Annotated in this window: 2 protein-coding genes; one reads left to right on the forward strand and one right to left on the reverse strand. The window is 49.1% G+C overall.

What is annotated here, in order from left to right; translation table 11 throughout:
* On the reverse strand, positions 1–184 hold a 184-nt coding region (locus tag A3754_RS28405), incomplete at its 3' end, for a hypothetical protein (protein ID WP_231880450.1).
* A gap of 250 nt (positions 185–434) precedes the next feature.
* Between A3754_RS28405 and A3754_RS02710 the strand changes: the two genes are divergently transcribed.
* Positions 435–884: phage integrase N-terminal SAM-like domain-containing protein (locus A3754_RS02710; RefSeq protein ID WP_197468402.1), on the forward strand; the 450-nt coding region annotated here is incomplete at its 3' end.

Genomic DNA, 884 nt, shown 5'->3' on the forward strand with positions numbered 1-884 from the left:
AGAGAAGTTTTCGTCCTTCATCTTGCGCCCTCTTTAACAACTCCGCGACTTCCGACAAGTGGAGCTTTCTGAGGTCAAAAGCGATCTGATCCCTATAGGATTTAACTTTCGACGCCTGCCAAACTGTGACACCAGTGCCGATAGCAGTCAGCACAGTACCCGCAATTGTAATTATCATCTCCAAATTAAATTCCTCGAGGTTTGAGGTTTACCCTCTGCGAGCATATAACAGGTATTAGGAAGCCGGCTCGAATATCCAATGAACGCGCCGGCTTCATATCACGGTTTATCAATTTGCATATTGAAAGATAAAACCAGAAAAGTCAGCAAGTTACAAACCAGCCTCCCAGCGCATTATTCAATATGTTGACTTCTTCATTTCTCTAACTCAATAATGCTGTCCATATGTACAGCTAAGTTACAGGAGTCAGCCCATGCACAAGGAGCGTGCAGGCCGCCCCAGGCTTCGTGAGCAGTTTCGCGAGGCGATCAGGGTGCGCCATTACAGTCATCGTACCGAGAAAACCTACTGGTACTGGATTCGCTATTTCATACGCTTTCACAAGTTACGCCATCCTGCCGAGATGGCCGAACGAGAGGTATCTCTCTTCCTAACCTGGCTTGCAACAAGCCGAAATGTGGCTGCTGCCACTCAAAATCAGGCGCTAAATGCTCTGGTTTTCCTGTATCGACATGTGATTCATCAGCCTCTGGGAGAGGTGGAGAACATCAGTCGCGCCAAGCGCCCCGCCAAACTCCCGGTAGTGTTGTCCCATTCTGAAGCTTTATCCGTAATTGAACTCTTGCCGCCCCCCCACCGATTGATTATTTCTCTGATCTACGGCTCCGGCATGCGCGTGACAGAAGTTGCCCGGCTGCGCATT

The organism is Alcanivorax sp. HI0083, from assembly GCF_001635175.1.